18 protein-coding genes and 2 pseudogenes are annotated in these 19099 nt (G+C 64.9%); 12 read left to right on the top strand and 8 right to left on the bottom strand.

Going from position 1 to position 19099, the window contains the following annotated elements; translation table 11 throughout:
* Positions 1–13 precede the first annotated feature (13 nt).
* Complete coding sequence (locus SLQ33_RS21440; RefSeq protein WP_319455883.1) at positions 14–775, bottom strand: FadR/GntR family transcriptional regulator; 762 nt, start codon at positions 773–775, stop codon at positions 14–16.
* Between the two features lie 113 nt (positions 776–888).
* On the opposite strand from SLQ33_RS21440, the gene SLQ33_RS21435 reads away from it, so the two are divergent.
* The 7 genes from SLQ33_RS21435 to SLQ33_RS21405 all read left to right on the top strand — a co-directional run bounded on the left by SLQ33_RS21435 (position 889) and on the right by SLQ33_RS21405 (position 7729).
* Complete coding sequence (locus tag SLQ33_RS21435; RefSeq protein ID WP_319455882.1) at positions 889–1728, top strand: 1-deoxy-D-xylulose-5-phosphate synthase N-terminal domain-containing protein; 840 nt, start codon at positions 889–891, stop codon at positions 1726–1728.
* Positions 1721–2725, top strand: a complete 1005-nt coding sequence (locus SLQ33_RS21430; protein WP_319455881.1) for a transketolase family protein — start codon at positions 1721–1723, stop codon at positions 2723–2725. The genes SLQ33_RS21435 and SLQ33_RS21430 overlap by 8 nt, the downstream gene beginning before the upstream one ends.
* 60 nt (positions 2726–2785) lie before the next feature.
* Positions 2786–3685 carry an NAD(P)-dependent oxidoreductase gene (locus SLQ33_RS21425; protein ID WP_319455880.1) on the top strand — a complete coding sequence of 300 codons (900 nt, stop codon included), beginning with the start codon at positions 2786–2788 and terminating at the stop codon, positions 3683–3685.
* Complete coding sequence (locus SLQ33_RS21420) at positions 3682–5130, top strand: NAD-dependent succinate-semialdehyde dehydrogenase (RefSeq protein WP_319455879.1); 1449 nt, start codon at positions 3682–3684, stop codon at positions 5128–5130. Before SLQ33_RS21425 ends, SLQ33_RS21420 begins: the two co-directional genes overlap by 4 nt.
* Positions 5131–5161: 31 nt before the next feature.
* Entirely contained in the window at positions 5162–6022 is an 861-nt protein-coding gene (locus SLQ33_RS21415) for an enoyl-CoA hydratase/isomerase family protein (RefSeq protein ID WP_319455878.1), read from the top strand.
* A 47-nt stretch (positions 6023–6069) separates the two neighbouring features.
* A complete protein-coding gene (locus tag SLQ33_RS21410) occupies positions 6070–6621 on the top strand; it encodes a YceI family protein (protein ID WP_319455877.1) in 552 nt (183 codons plus the stop codon).
* An 85-nt stretch (positions 6622–6706) separates the two neighbouring features.
* Positions 6707–7729, top strand: coding sequence for a ketopantoate reductase family protein (locus SLQ33_RS21405; RefSeq protein ID WP_319455876.1), 1023 nt, complete (start codon positions 6707–6709; stop codon positions 7727–7729).
* Positions 7730–7786: 57 nt separating this feature from the next.
* Here the strand turns inward: SLQ33_RS21405 and SLQ33_RS21400 are convergent, their stop codons facing one another.
* Positions 7787–8308 (bottom strand): MarR family winged helix-turn-helix transcriptional regulator, encoded by a 522-nt coding sequence (locus SLQ33_RS21400; RefSeq protein WP_319455875.1) that lies wholly within the window; start codon positions 8306–8308, stop codon positions 7787–7789.
* A gap of 112 nt (positions 8309–8420) precedes the next feature.
* Between SLQ33_RS21400 and SLQ33_RS21395 the strand changes: the two genes are divergently transcribed.
* Positions 8421–8954 (top strand): VOC family protein, encoded by a 534-nt coding sequence (locus tag SLQ33_RS21395; RefSeq protein WP_319455874.1) that lies wholly within the window; start codon positions 8421–8423, stop codon positions 8952–8954.
* 15 nt (positions 8955–8969) lie between these two features.
* Here the strand turns inward: SLQ33_RS21395 and SLQ33_RS21390 are convergent, their stop codons facing one another.
* The 3 genes from SLQ33_RS21390 to SLQ33_RS21380 all read right to left on the bottom strand — a co-directional run bounded on the left by SLQ33_RS21390 (position 8970) and on the right by SLQ33_RS21380 (position 13107).
* A complete protein-coding gene (locus SLQ33_RS21390; RefSeq protein WP_319455873.1) occupies positions 8970–11867 on the bottom strand; it encodes an MMPL family transporter in 2898 nt (965 codons plus the stop codon).
* Positions 11864–12289 carry an MmpS family transport accessory protein gene (locus SLQ33_RS21385; RefSeq protein WP_319455872.1) on the bottom strand — a complete coding sequence of 142 codons (426 nt, stop codon included), beginning with the start codon at positions 12287–12289 and terminating at the stop codon, positions 11864–11866. Before SLQ33_RS21385 ends, SLQ33_RS21390 begins: the two co-directional genes overlap by 4 nt.
* A gap of 134 nt (positions 12290–12423) precedes the next feature.
* Positions 12424–13107 (bottom strand): class I SAM-dependent methyltransferase, encoded by a 684-nt coding sequence (locus SLQ33_RS21380; protein WP_319455871.1) that lies wholly within the window; start codon positions 13105–13107, stop codon positions 12424–12426.
* Positions 13108–13150: 43 nt separating this feature from the next.
* Between SLQ33_RS21380 and SLQ33_RS21375 the strand changes: the two genes are divergently transcribed.
* From SLQ33_RS21375 to SLQ33_RS21365, 3 genes and pseudogenes are all read left to right on the top strand, one after another.
* On the top strand, positions 13151–13840 hold the full coding sequence (locus SLQ33_RS21375) for a TetR/AcrR family transcriptional regulator (protein WP_319455870.1): 690 nt from the start codon (positions 13151–13153) through the stop codon (positions 13838–13840).
* Positions 13841–13934: 94 nt separating this feature from the next.
* Positions 13935–14153: pseudogene (locus SLQ33_RS21370) on the top strand (hypothetical protein); the annotation flags it as partial.
* Positions 14150–14972 (top strand): annotated as a pseudogene (locus SLQ33_RS21365) (SDR family NAD(P)-dependent oxidoreductase). The pseudogenes SLQ33_RS21370 and SLQ33_RS21365, both read left to right, overlap by 4 nt.
* On the opposite strand, the gene SLQ33_RS21360 reads toward SLQ33_RS21365, so the two are convergent.
* Complete coding sequence (locus tag SLQ33_RS21360) at positions 14956–15615, bottom strand: TetR/AcrR family transcriptional regulator (RefSeq protein WP_319455869.1); 660 nt, start codon at positions 15613–15615, stop codon at positions 14956–14958. The pseudogene SLQ33_RS21365 and the gene SLQ33_RS21360 sit on opposite strands and share 17 nt — an antisense overlap.
* 131 nt (positions 15616–15746) lie before the next feature.
* Here SLQ33_RS21360 and SLQ33_RS21355 point away from each other — a divergent pair, with 131 nt between their 5' ends.
* Entirely contained in the window at positions 15747–17510 is a 1764-nt protein-coding gene (locus SLQ33_RS21355; protein WP_319455868.1) for an alpha/beta hydrolase, read from the top strand.
* Between the two features lie 11 nt (positions 17511–17521).
* On the opposite strand, the gene SLQ33_RS21350 is transcribed toward SLQ33_RS21355, so the two are convergent.
* Both SLQ33_RS21350 and SLQ33_RS21345 read right to left on the bottom strand, forming a co-directional pair.
* Positions 17522–18292 carry an enoyl-CoA hydratase gene (locus tag SLQ33_RS21350; protein ID WP_319455867.1) on the bottom strand — a complete coding sequence of 257 codons (771 nt, stop codon included), beginning with the start codon at positions 18290–18292 and terminating at the stop codon, positions 17522–17524.
* Positions 18285–19079: an SDR family oxidoreductase gene (locus tag SLQ33_RS21345; RefSeq protein ID WP_319455866.1), complete on the bottom strand. Its 795-nt coding sequence runs from the start codon at positions 19077–19079 to the stop codon at positions 18285–18287. The genes SLQ33_RS21350 and SLQ33_RS21345 overlap by 8 nt, the downstream gene beginning before the upstream one ends.
* Positions 19080–19099 lie beyond the last annotated feature (20 nt).

Below are 19099 nucleotides of genomic sequence, written 5' to 3'. Positions count from 1 at the left end.
CGGGTTTCTGCGCCTAATCGCCTCCGTGGGAGCCGGCCTGGGTCTTAGCGGCCCTGAGATGCTCGACCATGACGCGGTGGTGGGCCGTGACCGCGACGCTCGCTGCATCCGGGTCGCCGGCGAGGACCGCGTCGAGAATGGGCGCGTGCAGCGCCAATTGCTGTTCCGAGCTCGTGTGACGCAGCCAGTCGGGAACGGATTCGCTCTGCACCCACTGGCGGTGTTCATACGACAGCACCGCGGTGTGAACGCCTTCGTATACGGCTGTGAGGTAGGGATTGCCTGCCGCACGGACCACACCTGCGTGGAACACCGTGTCCGCCGAGATCCACTCGGAGGCGTTGCCTGCGGCAGCCCCGAGCCGGTGGAGCTTGTTGAACAACTCGGCCTTCTCGTACGCGGGCAGTTCGGGCACGCGGGTTGCCGCCTCGCGCACCCCGACGCTCTCAAGCCAGAAACGTAGCTCCAACAAATCGTCGACCGAGTGCTCGTCCAACTCGAGCATGAGATTGACCGATGCGATGAAGGTCGATTCGGGGCGCCGCACGACATAGGCACCCGAGCCGCGCCGAATCTCGACGAGGCCCATGAGGGACAGCGAGCGCAGCGCCTGACTGACCATGGGTCGGCTCGCGCCGAACCTCGCAGCGAGTTCCCGCTCCGACGGCAGTCGGGCTTCTTCGGCCATGTTCTCGCGAATGATCAGTTCGCGGATCCGGTCGGCCAGCGCGTCTGACAGTCGGGAGCTCGCCTGCGGCGCTGTGTGGTCAGCCACGAGATATCTCCTTTCCGCCTGGCGGAACGATCGCCTTGTTTATGCCCGAGTGGCTTTACCACAATGGCACTCGCCCCCAGCTTTGGCATAGCCAATTTTCGCAAGGAGAGTCGATGGTGTCGCAAAGTGTGTCCGATCCGGGAACGCACTGGACCGTCGACGATGCGGAGGAGTTGGCGCTGCGAATTCGCCTGCGGGCGGTGCGGATGGTGGCTCCGCAGGGGTTCGGCTATCTCGGTCAGGCACTGTCGGCAGCGGAGCAGATCTCCGCGGTGTTCGCCGCGGCCCGCCCAGGCATGGATCGGCTCGTGTGCTCTCCCGGCCACTACGTCATCGCGCCCTTCGCCGCCGCTGTCGAGCTGGGGCTGCTCACGGAGGACCAGGTGGCCGGCTATGGCCGCAACGGATCGCCGATCGAGGCCATCGGCACGGAGCGTTCCCCGGTGCTCGACTACACCTGCGGATCACTCGGTCAGGGCCTGTCTGCCGCGGCCGGGCTGGCGCTGTCGGATCGGATGCGAGGGTCCGATGCGACGACATTCGCCTTGGTCAGCGACGGCGAGCTGGAGGAAGGGCAGGTGTGGGAAGCGGCAATGTTCAGCGCCCACCACCGGTTGGACAGAGTGGTGGTCCTGCTCGACGCCAACAACTCGCAGGTCGACGGACCGGTCGACTCGATCACGACGCTCGAACCGATCGCTGGAAAGTGGGCCGCGTTCGGGTGGCACGTGCAGGAGTTGGACGGTCACGACATCGCGGCAGTTGCCGCTGCAGTGCAGGACGCCGTAGCGGAACGGGATCGCCCGAGCGTGCTGGTGTGCCGCACGTCGACCGTGCACGGGCTGGACTGTCTGCCCCCCGACGCCGACGGGCATTTCATCAAGCTCCCGCCGAACCTGGCCGACGCGGCCATCGGCGAGCTCACCGACAAGCTGGAGGTCCTCCGTGCATGAGCCGCCCTACCCGATCGAGCTCAAGCCGTACGGCCGCGCTCTCCTCGACCTCGGGCGGCGCCGTCCGGAGGTGCTTTGCCTGACTGGGGACCTGACCCGCCAGTGCGAGATCGACCTGTTCCAGGCGGAGCTGCCCGAGCGCTTCATCCACGGCGGGATGGCCGAGGCGAACATGATGAGCATGGCCGGGGCGCTGGCTAGGTGCGGACACATCCCGTTCGTCCACACCTTCGGCGTCTTCGCCACGCGGCGACCCTACGACCAGATCGCGAACGCCATCGCCTACCCGAGCCTGCCGGTCCGGATCATCGGGTTCATGCCGGGTGTCTCCACCCCGGGGGGACCCAGCCATCAGGCCATCGACGACGTTGCGCTGATGCGGGCGTTGCCCAACATGACGGTGATCGACGTCGCGGACGCGGTCGAGGTACGGCAGGTGGTCGACGCGATCGTCGATCTGCCCGGTCCGGTGTACGTCCGGCTGAAGCGCGGCGAGATCCCGGTGATCTTCGAGGACGACCACTTCCTCGACATCGATCGCGCCGAGGTGCTCGTGCGTGGTACCGATGTCGCGCTCTTCGCGTGCGGGATGATGCTTGCCGCAGCGCTTTCGGCGGCGCGCGTGCTCGGCGAGCACGGGGTGTCCGCGGCGGTCGTCAACGTCCCGGTGATCAAGCCGCTCGACACCGCGACCGTGCAGGGTGTGGCCGCCGAGGTGAGGGCGATCGTCACCGCCGAGAACCATTCCGTGATCGGCGGACTCGGCTCGGCGGTGGCCGAGACCGTAGCGGAAGCCGGGCTGGGGCGTCCGCTGCGCCGCGTCGGCCTGCAGGACACGTTCGCCGAGGGCTCCCTGGACGGCCCGTACCTGTTCGAGAAATACGGATTGTCCACGCAGAGCATCATCGCCGCGGCGTGGGGCGCGCTCGGCCGCAGCGGCCCCGTCCCGGACGCGCCGGTCGCCGTCGCTGCGACGGGTGAGTACTCGCCGGTCTGACACCGGTCCACTGAGGGTCGCTGCCTGGCGGTGCGCCCGGCAATCGGCAAAGGAGAACGAATGGCATCGAACAACCCGACGCTCGGCTGGCTAGGGACCGGACGAATGGGTGCGGCCATGGCCGGCCGGCTCGTGGACGCCGACGAGCGGGTGCACGTGTGGAACCGGACGAAGTCCAAGACGCAACCTCTCGTAGCGAAGGGCGCCGTCGCGGTCGACGAGATCGTCGATCTCGGGGGCTGCGACATCGTGTTCGTGATGGTCACCACCCCGCGTGACCTCGAGCAGGTGGTGAGCGGCCCTGGTGGTCTGCTGAGTGGCGCCGCCAAGCCGGACGTCATCGTCGATTGCTCGACGGTGTCGCCGGAGACCTCCGCAACTGTGCGAGCTGCGGCCGCCGCGGTCGGAGTCGACTTCCTGGCGGCACCCGTCAGCGGCAACCCCCACGTCGTCGCCGAGGGCGGGGCCTGCATCGTGGCATCCGGGCCCGTCGAGGTCTTCCAACGGGCGAGGCCCTACCTCGAGGAGATCGCGAAGGTCGCCGTTCACGCCGGTGACGGTGAGCAGAGCAGGTTGGTGAAGCTGTGCCACAACCTGTATCTGGGCATGATGGTTCAGGCGCTCGTCGAGGTCACCAGCCTCGCTGAGAAGGGCGGGACCGACCGCGCGGCATTCCTCGAGTTCCTCAACGGGACGGTGCTGGCGTCGGACTGGGTCCGCAAGCGCTCCGACGACCTGATCAAGCGGGACTGGACCCCCACCTTCACCACCGAACTCTTGCGCAAGGACTTCGACCTCGGACTCGGGGCGGCACGCTCGCTGGAGGTCCCGATGCCGGTCGGCTCGGCCGTCTATCAGCTGATCCAGTCCGCGATCGGAAATGGCCAGCGGGACGTCGACTTCCTGTCTCTCTACGACCTGCAGGCCCGAGGCGCTGCGCTCGACGAAGGCCTGTCGTGATTGGGGTCGCAGCAGCCCTGCACACCGACCTGCTCGTCGGCGGGCAATGGCGGGCAGCTACCGACGGGGCGCGCTTCGACGTGGTCGATCCGTCGTCGGCGGAGGTGATCGCGTCGGTGGCCAGCGCATCGGTCGAGGACGCCGAGCGCGCCGTCGACGTGGCCGCCGCGGCGATGCCGGCCTGGGCGGCGACCTCGCCGCGGCACCGCGCCGACGTGCTGCGTCGGGCCTTCGACCTGATGATCGAGCGGGCAGACCAGTTCGCCGAGCTGATCAGCCTCGAGAACGGAAAGGCCATCGGTGACGCGCGGGGAGAGGTCGCCTATGCGGCGGAGTTCTTCCGGTGGTATTCCGAGGAGGCGGTGCGTGTCCTCGGGTCAGTGCAGACCGCCCCCGCGGGGACGAACCGAATTCTGGTGCTGCGCCAGCCGATTGGCGTCGCTGTCCTCGTGACTCCGTGGAACTTCCCCGCGGCGATGGCCACTCGCAAGATCGGACCGGCACTGGCCGCCGGATGCAGCGTCGTGCTGAAGCCGGCCAGCGACACACCCCTGACCGCCCTGGCGATCGGAGCCCTGTTGGAAGAGGCGGGGGTTCCGGGCGGGGTGGTCAACGTTCTGCCCGCCCGCCGCTCGGGCGCCGTCGTCGAGGCGATGATGCGAAAGCCGGCGGTGCGCAAGGTGTCCTTCACCGGTTCGACCGAGGTCGGGCGGACGCTGCTGCACACCGCGGCGGACTCCGTGCTCAGCAGCTCGATGGAGCTGGGCGGCAACGCCCCGTTCCTGGTGCTCGCCGACGCCGATGTCGATGAGGCGGTCGCCGGCGCGATGGTCGCCAAGATGCGCAACGGCGGAGAAGCCTGCACGGCAGCGAACCGGTTCTTCGTGCACAGCTCGATCGCGGACGAGTTCTCGACGCGGTTGACGGAGGCAATGTCCGCGCTCCGCATCGGACGGGGTCGTGACGCCGACACCCAGCTTGGCCCTCTGATCAACGACGCGGCCGTGGCCACCGTCGACCGCCTGGTCACCGATGCGATCGGCCAAGGTGCCGTCCTGCGTACCGGCGGTCACGCCCTGGACCGCCGGGGTTGCTTCTACGCGCCGACGGTCCTCGACCAGGTGCCGCCGTCGGCAGCGATTCTGCGTGAGGAGATCTTTGGTCCGGTCGCCCCGATCGTGCGCGTCGATGACACGGAGTCCGCGATTGCGATGGCGAACGACACCGAGTACGGACTGGTGTCCTACGTCTACACCCGGGACCTGGCCGCGGGCCTGCGAGCGTCGGAGGCCCTCGAATCCGGGATGGTCGGGCTCAATCGCGGGGTCGTTTCCGACCCAGCGGCCCCGTTCGGCGGAACGAAGCAAAGCGGGCTGGGCCGCGAGGGCGGCCACGAGGGCCTGCTCGAGTACACCGAGACCAAGTACATCGCCACCAGCTGGTGACCGAAACCCGACCTTTGGAGAGGACCGAACGATGTCACTGCAGGAATTCATAGCGCCGCCCAAGTTCGAGGACTACAGCGAGCGGTTCAAGGACTTCTACCGCATGACGCGCCGTGAGGACGGTGTCCTCCTGGTAGAGGCACACACGTTGGACGGCCCGATTCAGCTGAGTGTGCAGAACCACCGCTCCCTCGGCCAGATGCTCAAAACCGTCGGTGCGGACCCGCAGAACGAGATCCTCATCCTCACCGGATCCGGTGAGGACTTCATGATGAAGTCTGACCCTGAAGGCTTCGCCCTCGAAGACGCCGACATGGAGTACTGGGCCTACGAATACGCCTACAAGGACGGTCGGATCAACGTCAGCTCGCTGATCAACGACCTGGAGATTCCAACGATCGGCCTGATGAACGGGCCGGGCTTCCACTCCGAGATCGTGCTCATGTGCGACGTGACGCTGGCCGCCGAGAACGCCACGATCTTCGACCTGCACTACGACATCGGGTCCGTGCCGGCCGACGGCATCCACAACGCCTTCCAAGAACTGCTCGGGGTGAAGCGGGCCGCCTACGCGTTGCTGACCGGAGAAGCGATCACGGCCGAGAAGGCGCTCGAGTGGGGCATGGTCAACGAAGTCGTGCCCCGCGACGAGCTGATCGCCCGGGCCTACACCGTCGCCGACCACATCATGACGCAGCCGCGAACCACGCGCCGGCTCACCACCCAGATCGTGCGGCGACCCTGGAAGCAGCGGATCGTCAACGACCTCGACGGCGGCTTCGGAATTCAGATGTTCGGACACGTGGCGAAGAAGAAGTCGATCCACGGGGAGGGACACATCAAGTCGACCGTCGACTACGTACGCGAAGGTAGGAAGAACAACTTCGATTAGCGGCCCCGAACACGTTTGGGCGAACTATCAACTAGGAGGAAATCCACATGACTGCAGCGACCGGAACCACTGAGCTGAGCGCGGGCACCTGGGCGATCGATCCCGTGCACTCGTCGATCGGCTTTTCGGTGCGGCACTTGATGGTGAGCAAGGTGCGTGGCAGCTTCGAGACGTTTAGCGGCGAGATCGTCGTCGCCGATGGCGGCACCTCGTCGGTCAGGGCCGAAATCGCGGTCGACTCACTCCACACTGGCAACGAGCAACGCGATGCGCACATCAAGTCGGCCGACTTCTTCGACGTCGACAAGCACCCCGCGGCCACGTTCGCCTCGACCGGCGTCACAAGGGATGGCGACCACTACGTCGTCGATGGCGAGTTCACGCTCAAGGGGGTGACCAAGCCCATCAGCCTCGGCCTCGAGTTCAACGGCGTCAATCCTGGCATGGGCCACGGTGAGGTCGCTGGTTTCGAAGCATCGGTTATGTTGAACCGCAAGGACTTCGGGATCGACATCGACATGCCACTGGAAACCGGCGGTACTGTGGTCGGTGACAAGGTCACCATCACCCTGTCGATCGAAGCGCTCAAACAGGCCTAGCTTGGCGCCCGCGGGCGTTGCAAGCCCAAAGACGAGTTGGCCTCAAGGGGGTTGAGTTCAACACTTCCTAGTAGAGAGTGTTTCAGTGCGTTACATCGTCATCGGAGCGGGAGCCGTCGGCGGCACGATAGGTGGGCGACTTGCCCAAAGCGGCCACGACGTCGTGCTGGTCGCTCGCGGAGCGCACCTCGCGGCGTTGCAGCGTAACGGCTTGCGCTTGATCACCGCCTCGGGCACCTTTGCGCAGGCGATCCCGACTGTGGAGGGTCCAGCCGCCATCGGGGAGCTAGGACCTGATGACGTCCTGATACTCGCGGTGAAGTCGCAAGACACCGCGGGTGCGGCCCGGGAGTGGGCCGCGATGCCCGTCGCCGGCGGCGGGGTGGCCGGTGACAGGATTCCGATCGTCTGTGCGCAGAACGGGGTCGACAATGAGCGCATGGTTCAGCGGCTGTTCCGTACGGTCTACGGCCTGTGCGTTTGGCTGCCTGCAACGCATTTGGAGCCGGGTGTGGTGATCACGAATGGCGCGCCCTTGAGCGGGATCCTGATAGTGGGTCGCTATCCGCACGGCGTCGACCCGGTGGTCGAACAGATCGGCGCGGACCTGTCCCGAAGCGTCTTCGACGCGCCGGTGGTCGATGACGTGATGCGGTGGAAGTACGGCAAGCTGCTGAAGAACCTGGGCAACGCGCTGGACGCGCTGCTAGGCGATGAAGCGGCGAAATCCCCGAAAACCACGGCTGAGCTATGGCAGGAGTGCGAGGCCGAGGGGAAAGCCGCGCTGGCAGCTGCCGGCATCGCCTACAACACCGACGACGAACGGCGCGCTCTGCAAGGCGACCGGATGGAAATCCAGACCATCGCAGGTGCTCCCCGCGCCGGTGGCTCAACCCGGCAAAGCCTGGTCCGCGGAACGGGTTCGGTGGAGACCGACTACCTCAACGGTGAGATTGCCCTCCTCGGCCGGCTCAATGGTGTGCCGACTCCCCTCAACGACCTGTTGCAGCGTCTGGTCACGGATTACGCCCGCAACCAACGCGCCCCCGGCGGCAGCTCGCCTGCCGGGCTGCGTGCGCTTCTCGGTGCCGCGCACGCCCAAGACTAACGAGGTCGAGAGCCGGATTACGCTGGGAGCGTGGGAGTTTGAGGTCGGGCGTGGTTTTCACCTACGGGATTTGCTCCCGACCCGGGCCGCTCGGTCGGCCAGGTAGGGCGCGGTCGACATCGTGCCTTCCGGATCCAGCCGGCCCAAGATGGCTTCACCGATCTCGGCAAGGTGGTGCACCTGCTTTGTGGTCAGAGCATCGATGACGGTCCGACGGACCGTGGCGACGTGCCCCGGTGCCGCGTTGCGCACCTTGTCAAACCCGGCACCAGTCAGGCGGGCATTTGTCACCCGCGCATCGTGGGGGCAAGGGAACCGCTCGATGAAGTCTCGATCCTCGAGTCGGCGCACGACGTGGGACAAGCGAGCTGGGGTCGCGTTGGTCCTGGCCGCCAAAGCCGTCATCCGCAGCGTCCGTTGCGGAGCCTCCGACAACATGGCCAGAACGAAGTATTCGTAGTGCATCAGTTCGGCGTCGCGGCGTAGTTGACTGTCGAGCACGCCGGGCAGCAGTTCCATCACTGAAGCAAGACGCACCCAAGCGACGAGTTCGTCCTCGTCCAACCATTGAGTGCCCACGCCGTGCCCTTCATCAGTAGTTGCAGCTACAACTGTAGCGAGGTACGGTAGATGATTGTAGCTACAACTATCTATTTGTAGTCCAGTTCTTGAGTGGAGGAGGCACCCGCCGATGGTTGTGTCACCCGTCCGCCTGAACCACGCCGTGTTGGTAGTCGCGGACGTTGATCGGTCGACGCGCTTCTACGTCGAGGTGCTGGGCATGGAGCCCGTCACCCGTGATCCACGGGGGAGACATGCCTTTCTGCGCCTGCCTCGCTCGGGGCAGCACCACGACCTCGGCCTGTTCGGCTTACCGAGGTCCGCGCTGGCGTCGCGTCCCTCGCTTGGCCTGCTCCACCTGGGCTGGCAGCTCGACACGATCGACGAGCTGGTCGAATTCCGCCAAACAATGCTCGATGCCGGCGTACTGACTGGCGAGTCCAGCCACGGGGCCGTGAAGAGTCTGTACGGCCGGGATCCCGACGACAACGAGTTCGAGATCATGTGGCTGCTGCCCCGTGAGCATTGGGGCGCCTACGAGAATGCTGCGGTCGTTGAAAGCCTGGATCTCTCAGCAGAATTGGACCGCTGGTCGGGTGTTCGAACAGCCAACCAGTTCATCGACGGGATAAGCCCACCGCTGGCCGAGTCTTCGGATCGCTGATCCAGCATCGACTCATCAGAACAGCGCCTCCTGTGGGTGGCGTTGGACGGGCGTCGGCCAAGGCACTGGCACGGGTCGGCTGCGGACATGCTGTGGCCACCAGAACCACTTTCCTAGCAGCGCCGCGATCGCCGGTGTCATGAACGATCTGATGATCAGCGTGTCGAACAACAAACCGAGGCCGATGGTCGTGCCGACCTGACCGACGACAGTCAATTCACTCACGGCCATTGACATCATCGTGAACGCGAACACCAGGCCGGCCGAGGTCACCACCGAACCGGTTCCGCCCATCGAGCGGATGATGCCCGTGTTCAGTCCTGCGTGGATCTCTTCCTTGAACCGCGAGACCAGCAGCAGGTTGTAGTCGGAGCCGACGGCCAACAAGATGATGACCGACATCGCCAACACCATCCAGTGCAGCTCGATCCCGATCAAGTGTTGCCAGATCAGCACGGACAGCCCGAACGATGCACCTAGGGACAACACGACGGTGCCAACGATCACGGCGGCCGCGACGACGCTGCGGGTGATGATCAGCATGATGATGAAAATCAGGCACAGCGAGGCGATTCCGGCGATCAGCAAGTCGTAGTTGGCACCCTCCTGCATGTCCTTGAACATTGCGGCGGTGCCGCCGAGGTAGATTTTCGAACCCTCCAGCGGGGTCCCCTTGATCGCTTGCTTCGCCGTTTCTTTGATGGCCTCGATGTGAGAGATGCCCTCTGGGGTCATCGGGTCGGCCTCATGACTGATGATGAATCTGACCGCATGACCGTCGGGCGAGAGGAACATCTTCATGCCCCGCTTGAAATCGGGGTTGTTGAACGTTTCCGGCGGCAGATAGAACGAATCGTCGTTCTTGGATGCGTCGAAGGCCTGACCCATCGCGGCGGAGTTGTCCGATGCGGCCGTCTGCTGATCCTGCAAGCCCTTTTGGGTGGCATACATCGTCAGCATCATCGTTTTCATGTTCTTCATGGTCGAGATCATCGAAGGCATGATGGCGACCATTTGTGGCATCAACGTATCCAGGCGTTCCATGTCGGGCATCAGAGACTGGATGTCGTCGGTCATGGTGTCAATGCCGTCGAGGGTGTCGAATACCGCGCGGATCGACGAGCATACGGGGATGTCGAAACAGTGCGGCTCCCAGTAGAAGTAGTTGCGGATCGGCCGGAAGAAATCATCGAAATTAGCTATGTTGTCACGCAATTCGGCGATGTCGACGGTCATGTCCTTCATCCTGCCGACCATGCTGTGCATCGTGGCGGCCATCTGCGTGGTGACGCTCGACATCTTCTCCAAGGAATCGATGGTCGCCTGCATGTCGTTGGCCTGTTTCAGCATGTTGGCCATCAGGTCTTCGTTGTACTTCTCGTTCATCTTCTGGGTGGTGCCCTGCATGCTGATCTGGAATGGGATCGAGGTGTGCTCGATGGGCGTGCCCTGCGGTCGGGTGATGGCCTGAACCCGGCCGATACCGGGCATCCTGAAGATCGACTTGGCCACCTTGTCGATGACCAGGAAGTCGGCCGAATTCCTTAGATCGTGGTCGCTTTCGATCATCAACAATTCGGGGTTCATCCTGGCCTGGGAGAAGTGTCGGTCGGCGGCCGCATAGCCCGAGTTGGCCGGCAGATCGGTCGGCATGTAATTGCGGTCGTTGTAGTTGGTCCGGTACCCGGGCAGCGTGAGCAGCCCGATTAACGCCAGCGCGATGGTGGCGACCAGAATGGGCCCCGGCCAGCGCACGACCGCAGCGCCAACCTTGCGCCAACCCCGCACCCGCATTGCGCGCCTCGGCTCCAGCACCCTTCCGAACCGGCTAGCCACCGTGATCATTGCAGGACCCAGCGTCAGTGCAACGAGTACGACGACCATCATGCCGACGGCAAGCGGAATGCCGAGAGTCTTGAAGTACGGCAGATTGGTGAAATGCAGGCAGAAGGTCGCTCCGGCGATGGTCAGACCTGAGCCGAGGATGACGCGGGCAGTACCACGGAACATGGTGAAGTACGCAGCTTCTCGGTCCTCGCCGGCGCTACGGGCCTCTTGATAGCGGCCGGTCAGGAAGATGGCATAGTCCGTTGCGGCGGCTATCGCGAGCGTCACCAGCAACGTGGTTGCGTATGTCGATAACCCGATGATGTCGTGGAAGCCCAGAAACGCCACCACACCGCGGGCCGCGGCGAGTTCGAGCGCCACCATCACTAGCGTCAACAGCACTGTCGCGATGGACCTATAGACCCAGAGCAGCATGAGGATGATCACCGAGAAGGTCAGTAACTCGATCAGCTGCATGCTGCGGTCGCCGGCATTCTGCTGATCCGCCATCATGGCCGCCGGACCGGTCACGTAGGTCTTCAGTCCGGGCGGTGCCTGGACGCTTGCGACAATGTGTTGAATCGCTTCTATTGATTCGTTGGCCAGCGCTTCGCCTTGGTTGCCGGCGGAATACACCTGGACGTAAGCGGCTCTCCCATCGGCGCTTTGGGCGCCGGTCGCGGTGAGCGGGTCACCCCAGAAGTCCTGCACATGCTCGACGTGCTTCTTGTCCTGTTCGAGCTTGTCCACGATCTGGTCGTAGTACTGGTGTGCCGCATCATCCAAAGCGTGATCACTCTCGAGCACGATCATGGCCGAGCTGTTGGAGTCGAACTCCTCGAACGTCTTGCCGACGCGCTTCATCGCGACCATCGACGGTGCATCGTCGGGAGTCATCGAGACTGAACGCATCTGCCCCACCGTTTCCAATTGGGGGACAACGATGTTCACGACAGCGATGACCGCGATCCAGCCAAGGATTATCGGTATCGCCAGCCGGCGGATCCACACCGCCAGACCGCTGTTGACCGGCGGCCCGACAGCGGGGATGGTGTCGGTCGGTGCGTCGTTCATCGCTGCGCTCATGCGGATTTCACCAAACAAAAGGTCTGGGCGGTGACGCCGGTGGAAGTGCGTTCGTCTTTGACTTCGTCGTCAACGGTTATGCGGCACGTGATGCTGTCGCCGTCACCCTGGGCCACGATGTTCGGAAACACCGATGGCACGGTGCTGTTCAACGTCAGGGACCATGGCAGCGGCGCATTATCCAGGCGCTGCGGCTGGGCGTCGAGGTCCAGATAGTTGATGTTCGCGTAAGAACCCCTGCCGAAGATCTCGTACCTGACCACCTTCGGATCGAACGGTTTGCTCTCCTCAGCCGGCGCACTGGGGGAGGCATACGCGTCCGCCGACCCGAAGAAGGTGCGGATGCGCACGACGGTCAACCCGCCGACGACGACTACGACCACGATGATGAGCGGAAGCCACGTCCGCCTCAGAACACTCATTGCCGAGGCACCATTTGCCCAACGACCTCTCTCATCGGGAATTGCTTGAGGTTCCTCGGATTGGCGGGCCGGAGGTCGGCTCCGACTCCGCCCGTTCCCCGTTCGCTGACCGCTTAGCCGGCTTGGATGGGACGTCAGCGGAGCTGGGCCGATAGCAGCCATGCGGGGACGGACTTGCGGCCGTTGCCTTCGTCACGGATGTCTGCCCCGGCGAAACCGGCCGCCGTGGCGATCTCTTCCGGGACGTTGACGTGGATGCGGGCCGGGCGGAGTTCGTCGATCTCCCAGTACTTTCCGACCGCGGCACGCAGTTCCTCGGCGGTGACGGGATTGATGGGGATGTCGGCGGGCATGTTCGTGGAGTCGAAGGTGAGCACGAAGTACGACGCGCCTGGTGCCGCGGCCCGTGCGATTGACTGCTGGTAGCCCTCACGAAGCTCCACGGGCAATGAGTGGAACAGCGTGCTGTCCACGATTGTGCCGAAGCGGCCGTTGTAGCCGGTGAATGAGCTGATGTCGGCGACCTCGAAGGTGGCGTTGGTCAGACCACATTTCGTGGCTTCCGCACGAGCCAGTTCGATTCCCGTTGGCGAAATGTCGAGTCCGACGGTGGTATGTCCGCGTTCGGCCAGGTACAGCGACACGGCGGCTTCCCCGCAGCCGGCGTCGAGGATGTCGCCGTGGAACTTGCCCTGTTCAATCAGAGCGGCGATCTCCGGCTGCGGCTCGCCGAGGCTCCATGGCACGCGTATCCCAGTGAAGCCGGGAGCTCCGCCGCGATATGCCGATTCCCACATGTCCTGTTGTGGTGCGGTCATTGATTCCTTCTTCCCTGTTTGCCTTCTTGGTTGGATCTTCTTCGTGCCGCTCGTCGCCACCCGGTCCACCCTAGTACAAAGTGCAGTAGATGCAAGATATGCAGTGAATGCAGTATTGGTCGAATGTAGGGTCAACGCCATGTCCGCTAGTAGCCGTCCCTCACCGCTTCGCGAGCGGCGCAAGCGGGAGACGCATGATCACATTCGCCGGGTCGCACTGGAACTCGTCCAGGATCGCGGCTATGACGCCGTCACGGTCGACCTGATCAGCGAGCGTGCCGGTGTCTCCGTGCGCACGTTCTTCAACTACTTCGCCAACAAGGAGTCCGCGATGATTGCCTCGCCGCCGCCCTTGTCTGCAGTGGCAATGCAGGATTTCCTCGCCGGCGGTGGCCCGCACGACCTGCTGGCCGATCTCGCCGACTTGGCCGTCAGTCAACTGGCGGAAGGTGGAGCGCCACCCTCAGATTTCGAGGCCGCGATTCAGATCGTGTTGAGCGTTCCCGCCCTGGCGAAGCTGCAGTTCGCAGTGTTTGTCGAGCTGGAGACGCAATTCACTGAATTGATTGCGGCGCGGCTGCGCGTCGACCCCGATGATGCCCAACCCGCGGTCATCTCCGCTGCGTTCCTGGCCGCCGTCCGGGTTGCCGGCCAACGTTGGTCCCGAAAGGATGGCCAGCACAACCTTGGCGAGGAAGTCCGTGCGTGTCTCAGACACCTGTCGATCGTGTAATCGGGGCAGGGTGCGACCAACCGAGCGCAAAGTCCGGGCTCACCCGTAATCTGCCGGGCCCGATTCGGTGGCCCACCCAGCTGGCGTGGGGGTGACCCAGAACCGCGGCACGGGTGCGCTGCCGACACTGCGCGCGGCCACCGCTCCCGACGTGCACAACGGCCAGTACTACGGCTCCGACAGCATCGGTGAACAGCGAGGGCACCCGAAAGTCGTTGAGTCCAGCACGCAATCGCACAACACCGACATCCAGCGGCGCCTCCGGATCCGCGCCATCGTCGGGGCACAGTCAGTGGACCGGACGGCGCCATGACCTACCAGGACCGTGTTGCCGTCGTCACGGGCGCCGGATCCGGCATCGGCCGTGCTTTGACGCTCGCTGACCCGGGACGGCGCACACGTCGCAGCCTTCGACATCTCGCAGACGGGGCTCGCTGAAACACGAGCGATCTGCGTTCCCGGCCACATGACGACGTACCAGCTCGACGTCGCCGACCGCGAAGCCGTGCTCGTATCCGCCGACGTCGTGCGCCGCGACCTTGGGCCCGCCTCCATGGTGTTCAACAATGCCGGGGTCGATCTGCTCGCCAGCGTGGCCGACATGTCATGGAAGGACTTCGACTGGCTCATCGGCATCAACATCGGCGGCGTCGTCAACGGCACCAAGGCCTTCCTGCCACAGCTCATCGAGTCCGGCTCCCGGAAGCACCCCGCGCGGTTGGTCAACCTGTCGAGTGCCTTCGGGCTTATCGCGGTGCCCTACCAGGGCGCCTACAGCACGTCGAAGTTCGCGGTGCGCGGCCTCACCGAGGCGCTGCGCCAGGAGATGATCATGGAACGTCGTCCCGTCACCGTGCACTGCGTGCACCCAGGTGTCGTACGTACCAACTTCGGCACGAACATGCGCACCGCCGATGCAGAGGACCCCGAACAGGCGGCGAAACTCTTCGACCGTGCGGCACTGACCTCGCCCGAGAAGGCCGCCCGGGTCATCCTCCGGGGAGTCGAGAAGAACCGAGCCAGAATCCTCATCGGGCCGGACGGGCGCGTCGCCGCAGCGATGCCTCGGCTGCTCGGCGCGGGTTACGCCGGGCTGCTCGCCCACGCCGCGAGGCTCACGAACTCTCGGTGAAAACGGCCCGTGGTGGGGGAGGGTCGGCGACGAGCGCCGGGAGCACGAACACTTCGATGTAGCGACGCGCGATCGCGGGGTCCTCAGTCCCTGGTATGACGCCGAGCAGCATGCTCATCGACGTGCCAATGAGGAACTGCGCCACATCCTTTGGGCGGACACCGGGCCTGAATCGCGCTCCGCCGTCCTGGGCGAACATGGCTTCGATCCCCACCTCAACCAGCTGAGTCAACGCTGCGTCGTGGGCAAGCATGTGCGCGACCGTGCGCTCGTCGGTTTGATCCGAGATGTTCCTGATCAACGGGTCGTCGACGAGTTCGGTGGCCACGATCACCATGCTGTCGACCAGGGCGCTCATGGGGTCGGTGCCTGGCGGCTGTCGCTCGACGATCCGCGCGATATTGCGCTGCGTCGCGCGCTGGACGAGCGCTTCGACGAGGCGCTCGCGGGTCGGAAAGTGGCGGTAGATGCTCCCCCGAGAGTAGCCCGCGTCTCGCGCGATCACGTCCATGGTCGAGGCGCGGTAGCCGCGCGACGCCAACGACTGCTCGGCCGCATCCAGGAAGGCGTCCTTGGCCTGTTCAGCCGAGATGCCGCCGCCGACGGGTCGGCCGCGAGGGCGGGTGGGGGGTGCGACATTCACTCGGTGCGTCCTGTCGTAGACCTACGCAATATATGACATTTCGCTCAATTTGTTCAATTAACCTCGGAGACCGTTGGTGGGCCTCTAACGTAACCGTCGACGCTGAGGAGGTCCGTGTGGTCAATCGATTGATGGCTGTTCTGTGGATGGCCGTGGTGATGGTGGCGATCGGCGCGGCAGCACTTACCGGGGCCGCGAATGCGACCGCCGAGCCCGCTTCCGAAACCGGCAGCGCCGGCAGCACCAGCAGCGAGTCATCAGCATCGACACCCAAGAGCCCCGCGGTCGCCGACGAGCCCAAGACGACGAAAACCGGTGCCACGTCGACGGAGTCGAAGACGGACGGCGCTGGATCCTCGGACGCCACGAAGCCGACAGAGCACGACAGCACGCCTGCCGACAGCCCTAGTGACGTCGACACAGGCGGCGTGAAGCCGACGGCCGAACCGACGGCCGAACCGTCATCCGAACCAACAGTTCCGGCCGAGACTGACGCCGAGACTGACGCCGAGCCGACCACCGGCCACGAATCGAAGGCCACCAAACCGCATACGGAAGACCACAATTCAACGAAGCCCGAAACGGAGAGCGCGGCGAAGCCGGCTGCCACCACGCCGTCCGACACCTCCACGGCGCACTCGGAGGAATCCGAGCAGGCGGCCGCGTCGAGTACCGCAGCCGTGTCGAGCGAATCCCGCGTCGCTGCCGAAACCGATTCGACCGCCGCTGCTTCGCAGCCGGAGTCCGGTGCGGCCACGGAGGCGGCCGCGGCCGTCGCGGTGCGCTCGACCGTGACGCTCGACGAAGAGGTGGCAGCCCCGCGCGCGCCGACGCTGGTCGACGTGGTTGGTTCGATCGTCTTGAACCTGGTGATGGGGTTGATCCAGGTCTTCGATGGCCCTCCGGTGCTGCCGGCGGGCAGCACGGTCACCGTGCGCACGTCCACCCTGACGATTCCCGTCGCAGGCGGCCGATCGGTGGAAGCGGACTGGTACTTCCCAACCGACGCCGAACCGACCCGGCTCATCTACTTGCAGCACGGCCTGGGAGCCAGCGCCCCGATGTACAGCTACACCGCGGCAACGTTGGCCGAGCAGACCCACAGCATCGTGGTGGCTCCGTCGATCACGTCCAACTTCTTCGACGCCGACGGCGCGTGGCTTGGCGGAACGCCCATGCAGCGCGCGGTCGCCGAGCTGTTCACCGGAGACCGCGCGGCGCTGACCGAAAGCGCCAGTGCCGCCGCCGGATACGACGTCACCTTGCCGACCAGCTTCGTGCTGGCCGGGCACTCGCTCGGCGGAACCCTCGTCTCGGGTGCGGCCGGCTACATGGTCGAGAACGGAGCGATCACGGACCTCGCCGGTGTGCTGCTGCTCGATGCCGTCGATCTCAACGGCGCAGTGCCGAGCGCGCTCGAGAAGCTGACCGGCGTCAACTACCGTCCGGTGCTGAACATTTCGTCCGAGCGCTACTTCTGGAACATGAACGGCAAGGTGAGCGACGAGTTGGAGGCGGCCCGGCCCGGGCTCTTCAACGGGGTGATGCTCGTGGGCGGTCGGCACATCGACGCGCTACAGGGCGGCAATCCTCTGATCCAGTTCAGCGAGTACCTCATCGCGGGGTTCTCGCAACCTCAGAACATCGAGGCCGTCCGCACGCTTGCCGTGGGCTGGGTCAACGACATGTTCGCCGGAACCGACGACGGAATCTACGGTGCGCCGGGGGAGACCATCCAGATCGATACCAGCACTGGGACCGCCACCGCCGTCGCGCTGCCCTTCCCCTCGGCGCAGGTGTCACTGATCGGCTACGTGCTCAACGGGCTGCTCGACTTCGCGGCCAGGAACTTCTTCGTCTACGAGCCGCTCGCCGGCCAGCCCACCGCCGTGTGAAACGCGCCGCGTTACTGTCGGCGATTGTGAGTCAGGATCGCTTCCCGGCGGTTCTCGACCTCGGTGTGGTCGAACGATCGAAGCCACGTTCGCGCGGTCTCACGCTCGATGGTGAGGGCTGATTCGTCACCGTCGGCGCCCGCGATGCGATGGAAGCTGGCGAGCAACGCGCGCACCGCACGCTGATCCTTCGCCGCGATGTCGCGCGCGATGCCCCGCGTTGTCGCGAGGAGATCCGCATGCTGGACAACGTGGTTCACCAGGCCGAGCTCGAGTGCTTCTGTGGCGCCGACGAAACGGCCGGTGAGACTGAGCTCGACCGCACGCGGAAAACCGATGCGTCGCGGCAGCAGGGCGGATAGCCCGCCGCCCGGCATGACGCCGACGGCCAGGTGGGTGTCGGCGAAGCGGGCCTGCTCGCTGGCGACGAGGAAGTCGCAGTGCAAGGCAAGTTCGAAACCGGCGGTGATGGCCGCCCCGTTGATGGCACCGATGATTGGCTTGGTCAACGCGGGCCACGGCGACGACGAATCAGTCTCGCCCCCGGCGACGACGGCTCCACCGGAGGCGCCCACCTCCTGTAGATCAAGGCCCGCGCAGAAGGCCGGGTCGGCCCCGGTGAGGATCAACACGTCGACGTCGTCGTCGGCGTCGACCCTGTCGACGGTTGTGGTCAGCTCCCGCAACAGTGCGACATTCAACGCATTGCGTTTCGTGGGCCGGTTGATGGTGATGATGGCGACGCGATCGGCCACCTCGACGTCGACCGTGCCGTCAGCCATTGGCGCTGACAGGAATCGGCGGCTGGTTGAACAACGACACGGTGAATCCGCCGTCGACCTGAATGTCCTGGCCGTTCACCCACTGGGCCTCGGCCGAGCCGAGAAACGCAATCACGGGCACGATGTCGTCGACGGTCCCGTGCCGTCCGATGGTGTCGCGCACCCCGTCGAGCATCTCCTTGCCCATGTGTGATTCGAAATCCACCAGAATCGGTGTTTCGACGGGACCGGGGCTGACGGAGTTGACGCGGACACCGTAGGTGGACCACGCCGATCCGCAGGCCCGCTTGACGTACGACACGACCGCCTGCTTGGACGTGTAATAGGCCATCGTTGGATCGCGGTCGGCTTGCCAACGGTCAACCGATGCCGTGTCGGTGGCCTCGAGCAAGCCCGACAACTCGGCGGTGTTCTGTTCCCAACCGACGGCGGCGGTCGAAGCCACCACGACGACCGAACCGCCGCGCCGCATCAACGGAATCATCCCGTCGATCATGAGTCGCATGCCCAGATAGTTGATCTTGAAGACGTCGGGGGCCGGCAACGTTCCTGGCACGCCGGCGACGTGCGCGAGGACGTCCCATCCTGAACTCAGCTGTGCGAGAAGGGCCTTGATCTCAAGGGGCTCGCGCAGGTCGCACTGGATCCAGTCCGATGCCGCATCGTGTCGAGGGCGGACGTCGACGCCCAGTACATAGTCGCCGCGCTCGTGAAAGAACCTGGCGGTCGCCGCCCCGATTCCCGATCCGGCGCCGACCACCACGATTCGACGTTGGTCAGTAGTCATCTGCCTCGGCACTTTCCTTC

The organism is Mycobacterium sp. RTGN6 (genome assembly GCF_033804605.1).
Taxonomy (GTDB): Bacteria; Actinomycetota; Actinomycetes; order Mycobacteriales; family Mycobacteriaceae; genus Mycobacterium.
The sequence above is the reverse complement of the archived record's forward strand: the minus strand, read 5'-3'. Positions and strand labels throughout refer to the sequence as shown.